Below are 5,660 nucleotides of genomic sequence, written 5' to 3'. Positions count from 1 at the left end.
TTTGTTCATCTCTTCCTGGAAATATACTCCGTTCTTCTTCAACTGATTTCCAGCGAAGAGCATAAACTCATAGCCCATCATGGCATACATAGAAGGTGTATGACCATGCTTGCGCACAAATTTCTCGATGAAAGAAGATAAATGCGGATTGCTGGTGAGTGGCGTATTCGGTGCTACAAATACTACCGGCAATGCATTATACTTGTCAAGTTCAAGTGCTGTTTGTTCAAGCCAGTCTTCCGAGCCAAGCACTACCGCAGAATCTCCGCGTGTATCTACTGCACCCAATACCTTGGTATATATCAGTGCATCATCAGATGCTACGAATACACCTCCGAGACTATCTTTCTTCAATGTGAATTGCTTGGGATATTTAAACTCGTCAAATTCGGTTGGCGTAGCGAGTATACTTACAATTTTAGGCAGTGACTCTTTCGCTATACGGTGTGTTCCTATAATCTTCACGCCTTTCTCGCGCGCTTTCTCTACAAATGTTGCTGCCAGCAACGAATCCCTGCGCGATGTGCCATAGAATACCAGGCACTTTTTCTTACGCATATAGCTGGCCATAAATTCTCCGGATTTTTTACCCATCGTTTCTACAGACGGCTGATATAAAAACGCATATGGATTTATACCTACTACATCACTGTTGTTCGAGAATGGATTGAATACATTTACTCTATTCGCCAGCGAAAAATCCTGAACCGGTTTATTCTCCTCCGGGAAGAATGGTCCTACCAGCAGATCTATACTCTTCAACTCATCCGTCTTCAGTAGGGTCTTGATCTTTTCAACGTTCCGTTCTGTATCGTACGCACGCAGACTGATCTTTATACTTTGCTCCGCCAGTGTATCGGCTGCGAGCTGCATACCCTGATAGAAGTCCAGTACAATCTGGTTGCGCTTGCGGCCCGGTGTAGGATCAAGTGTATTTACCATAAACGGAAGCATTACGCCCACTGCATAGGTATCTTTATGAATCGACTTGGGTGTTTCCGGAAAGTAATCGGTCTTCTTTAAATTATACTGGTTGATAAGCGACTCCAGCAACGTGCGGCTCTCAATGTTGGCCATGTCTTTTGCCAATGCATTCACCAGTGCTTTACCCACCACTTCGTCTTTCGGATATTCTTCACGCATCATCTTCAGCGTTTCTATATCCGTAACATTGCTTAATGCTTTTGTTTTGAGCGCATCGACTTCGCGGCTCATCTTCTTATCCTGTATCGCACCCAGCAACTTTAATCCCTGGAAGTAATCTTTACCATCGAGGTATATCTTGCCAAGCCAGAAGTTCACATCATCAATCTTGTCCCATGTAGGATGCAGCGACTTCAACTGGTTGAACATATCTTTCGATACAGCCATATACCCCTGGTTGTGTGCTGCAAGCGCATAATAGAATGAAGCGTATTCGGAAAACTGGTTCCCCTGCGCATAGGGTATCAGTGGTTTAAAGCTCTCCATCGCCAGGTTATATCTTCCCTCACGGAAAAGCTGTTTGGCGTTGAAGAATTGCTTGTTGTAATCAACAACCTGGGCCAGTGTTGTTACGGGGATTAAAAACGACAGACAAACGATTAATTTTCTGTTGATCATGCTATGCTCTGAAATTTACATGTTGCCGTGGTGGATCAGCGTGCCGGTATAGGTATATATATACCCTGCCGGCATTCCAATGCATTACTCCCACTCGATCGTAGCCGGAGGTTTCGAACTGATGTCGTATACCACGCGGTTTACACCTTTTACTTTATTGATAATATCGCTGGAAACATTCGCCAGAAACTCGTACGGCAGATGTGCCCAGTCGGCAGTCATACCATCTGTACTCGTAACAGCACGAAGTGCCACAACACGTTCATAGGTTCTTTCATCGCCCATTACTCCTACGGATTGTACCGGCAATAACATAGCGCCTGCCTGCCACACTTTATCATACAAACCATGCTCGCGCAGTCCACCGATAAAGATGCTGTCTACCTCTTGCAGTATACGAACCTTATCGGCTGTAATATCACCGAGTATACGAATACCCAGCCCCGGACCCGGGAACGGATGACGACCCAATATAGCAGGATCTATACCTAATGTCTTACCCACAACGCGTACTTCGTCTTTGAATAACGTATTGAGCGGTTCAATCACTTTGAGTTTCATTTTTGCCGGCAAGCCTCCCACATTGTGGTGCGACTTGATAGTAACAGAAGGACCTTTTACAGAAACAGATTCAATAATATCCGGATAGATCGTGCCCTGCCCCAGCCATTTCACATCACTGATAAGATGTGATTCTTCATCAAACACATCGATAAAGGTTTTGCCTATAGCTTTACGCTTTGCTTCCGGATCGGTAAGACCACTCAGCGCAGTATAGAATTTATCTTTTGCATCTACACCTTTTATGTTTAAACCCATGTGCTTGTAAGAGTCAAGCACTTGTTCAAATTCATTCTTGCGCAGTAACCCGTTATCAACAAAAATGCAATGCAGATTTTTGCCGATAGCTTTATGGATAAGTATTGCCGCCACCGTTGAATCAACACCACCCGAAAGCGCCATTACTACTTTATCGTTGCCCAGCTTTGCCTTGAGACTTTCAACAGAGGTTTCTACAAATTGATCGGGAGTCCAATCCTGCTGGCAGTTACAGATATGCACCACAAAATTCCGGAGCAACTCTTTACCTTGAATGGTGTGCGTTACTTCGGGGTGAAACTGTATACCATATATATCTTTTCCTTTTATGCGATAAGCCGCTACCTTAACGGAGGGGGTACCCGCAATGATCTCGAAGCTGTCGGGCACCGAAGCAATGGTATCGGCATGCGACATCCAGACTTGTCCATCGATGGCGATCTCTTTCAGCAATGCGTTATGATGATCTACCGTGGTAAGCTTGGCGCGACCATATTCGCGTGCGTGAGACGGAAGCACCTGGCCACCGCTTTTATGCGCAATAAGCTGCGCACCATAACAAACACCCAACACCGGGAGCTTGCCAAACTGCTCGATATCCACATCGGGAGAACCCTGGTCGCGTACGGAACACGGACTTCCGGAGAGAATCACACCTTTAATATCGGGCGTAATCGCAGGAATCTTGTTAAATGGATGGATTTCACAATAAACATTGAGCTCACGAACCCTGCGGGCAATCAACTGGGTATACTGTGAACCGAAATCTAAAATCAGTATCTGTTGCGGCATGGGTGCAAAGATAACCCGAGATTTTTTCGGTGGAAGAATGAATGTGAATAAAGTGTATCTCTGGCAAGTAAATTGAGGCGCGGCCTCAATATCGGTTCATAAATACGAGCCCTATCTGAAACCCGACTGACGAAAAACTGCTCACGTTAAATTTTTCGCTCTTGTTGGTGGTATAGTCATAATGCAAAGCGGCCAGCGCTCCAATCGAGCGATTCTTCACAAACCTGATCACAATACCTGCTTCCGGCCGCGCCAGAAATCCCCACTTCTTATCAATGTCCGAGTAAATATTATAGTACTGGGTATATTCGTGATGGTTGCCCCCTACACCCAGGCCCACATACGGAAAGAAATGTTCGCCATTACCCACTGGAAAATAATACTGGCCGCTAACCGTAAGGCCGTACTGGTATAGATAATTATAGTAGTCGGTGCTGGTCGCACCTCCCGGATTCTGAAATACTTCCGTGGGATGATACCGGTTATAGGATGTAAAATTGAAATCAACACCCAGCGAAAACCGATCGCCTTCGTTGATGAACGCCCGGTAACCTATACGCGCCCCTTTAGCGCTGGAATTGTTGCCGATCCAGCTATTGCCCGACAAAGGTTGATTGACATCGAGGTTGATATAGAAGTAATTGTTTTGTGCGCATAATACGTGCGCCACAAACAGGAAATATATACTGAACAGGTACTTCATGGCTTACGGTAATTTTAAGTATGGCGACTGATCAAATGCCTGGTTCACGGCATCGACTGACTCTTCTGTTTCATCGCGTGCGGTGTTGAACAGATCGCCCATATAGGCGTTCCAGATTACTTTATACTTACTGTTAGCGGCTGCATTTTTCAGATCAACAAACTCTACTACCAGCGACCCGGTGTTAAAGGCATACGTCTGCACATACGGATAGTAGTTATAACCACCATAGCCGTAATAACCCGAGTAGTAATAATTAGGATAGATTACCTGTTGAAAAAGATTCAGGTTCTTTACCGCATATACATTTACACCTATATCGGCCGATTGTCCCTGCGGCAGGCGCTCATATCCATACTTGTTCATGTTGGCTTCCACCGCCTTTAATACTCCGCGCGGAAGATTATACTGGGGCGATGTACGAATGGTATCGTTCCGATCAGTATCAGATATATACCCGATCGTATCGGTTGGCAATGAATAGGTGCGATAAGAACTGAATACAGCCGTAGTATCGTAGTTGGTAGAAACCACCATTTGATCGAGCAGATCGTACGCTTCCGGCTCGGGATGACACGACCAGCATGCCATCGCTATCATTATACTGGCAACAAGGTATTTCATGCGTCTGGGCTTTGGATATAGAACGACAGGAACAATGGTAAATTATCGTTCCACCCATTAGACACACGATACCTGCGATAGGTTTAAAATAGTTTCTTTGAAATGCTTAACGCAATATCTGGCCAATACCAAACAACAACACAAACAGCAACGTAGACAGCGCCATTTGTTTCAGATACGGATCAAGCTCATGCGAAGGCTTGCTGCTTACGGCCATACCATTTTTTATAAACAGCGGCACACTGGCTATAAACAGAAATTGCCACAGTGTAGTATAGGTAAGTATACAATACAAGGCAGCACTGGCCAATCCGCTTGTGAGCAGGAACCAGTGATATACAATAGCTTTATCGCGGCCGATACGAACAGGTATCGAAAATTTTCCGGCTTTCAGATCAGACTCTATATCGCGAATGTTGTTGATGTTAAGCACCGCTATAGAAAACAAACCGCAGCTCAATGCAGGCAGTAACTGATACCAGGTGATCTCTTTCGTAAAAAGATAGTACGAGCCCATCACGCCTACTAAACCAAAAAATATAAGCACCGAAAAATCACCCAGCCCTATATATCCGTAAGGCTTGCGGCCTACGGTATAGGCAATGGCGGCCAGTATGCTGAGTATACCTAATCCAAAAAAGAACAGAATAGCATTCCAGTCTATACCAAACGAAACAAACAGTAACGCGATACCGCTGGCCAGGCATAGTAATACAAAAATGATTACCGCATTGCGCATCTGTTGTGCGGAGATCGCACCACTTTGCACAGCACGCGATGGACCTTTACGATCTGTACTATCGGCACCATGCACGGAGTCGCCATAATCGTTGGCTAGGTTGGAGAGTATCTGAAGAAATATAGTAGTGGAAACGCACAGCAGGAAAATATTCCATTGAAATGCTCCTGCAGCAGAAGCGAGAAATCCGCCCATCGCTATACATGACAGCGCCAGCGGAAGTGTGCGTAACCGGAATGCTTGAAGCCAGACTTTCGTATTCATGCTGACACAAAAGTATACTTTCAAACTCTTCGCGACATAAAATGCGCGAACTATTTTATACCTGATTTACTGGATCTTGCTGACGATCTCGTTGTCCAGCGGATTTACTTTTGAACC

At 45.2% G+C, this 5,660-nt stretch carries 5 protein-coding genes; all 5 read right to left on the bottom strand.

Annotation, left to right across the window (positions count from 1 at the left end; genetic code table 11):
- The coding region (locus VIN08_RS01185; protein ID WP_331958982.1) for an ABC transporter substrate-binding protein at positions 1–1,602 on the bottom strand (1,602 nt) is incomplete at its 3' end.
- A gap of 84 nt (positions 1,603–1,686) precedes the next feature.
- Complete coding sequence (guaA, locus tag VIN08_RS01180) at positions 1,687–3,213, bottom strand: glutamine-hydrolyzing GMP synthase (RefSeq protein ID WP_331958980.1); 1,527 nt, start codon at positions 3,211–3,213, stop codon at positions 1,687–1,689.
- An 85-nt stretch (positions 3,214–3,298) separates the two neighbouring features.
- Complete coding sequence (locus VIN08_RS01175; protein ID WP_331958977.1) at positions 3,299–3,916, bottom strand: hypothetical protein; 618 nt, start codon at positions 3,914–3,916, stop codon at positions 3,299–3,301.
- Positions 3,917–3,919: 3 nt separating this feature from the next.
- Positions 3,920–4,540, bottom strand: coding sequence for a DUF4136 domain-containing protein (locus VIN08_RS01170; protein ID WP_331958974.1), 621 nt, complete (start codon positions 4,538–4,540; stop codon positions 3,920–3,922).
- 106 nt (positions 4,541–4,646) lie between these two features.
- Positions 4,647–5,543 (bottom strand): 1,4-dihydroxy-2-naphthoate polyprenyltransferase, encoded by an 897-nt coding sequence (locus VIN08_RS01165; protein WP_331958971.1) that lies wholly within the window; start codon positions 5,541–5,543, stop codon positions 4,647–4,649.
- Between the last annotated feature and the right edge of the window lie 117 nt (positions 5,544–5,660).

This window comes from Ohtaekwangia sp. (assembly GCF_036568665.1).
GTDB lineage: Bacteria > Bacteroidota > Bacteroidia > Cytophagales > Cyclobacteriaceae > Ohtaekwangia.
Note: the sequence above shows the minus strand (reverse complement) of the source record. Positions and strands in the feature narration are given on the sequence as shown.

Excerpts from the sequence above, each read along its gene's own strand:
- guaA (WP_331958980.1), bottom strand. The coding sequence starts at position 3,213 with ATGCCGCAACAGATACTGATTTTAGATTTCGGTTCACAGTATACCCAG.
- VIN08_RS01165 (WP_331958971.1), bottom strand. The coding sequence starts at position 5,543 with ATGAATACGAAAGTCTGGCTTCAAGCATTCCGGTTACGCACACTTCCG.
- VIN08_RS01170 (WP_331958974.1), bottom strand. The coding sequence starts at position 4,540 with ATGAAATACCTTGTTGCCAGTATAATGATAGCGATGGCATGCTGGTCG.
- VIN08_RS01175 (WP_331958977.1), bottom strand. The coding sequence starts at position 3,916 with ATGAAGTACCTGTTCAGTATATATTTCCTGTTTGTGGCGCACGTATTA.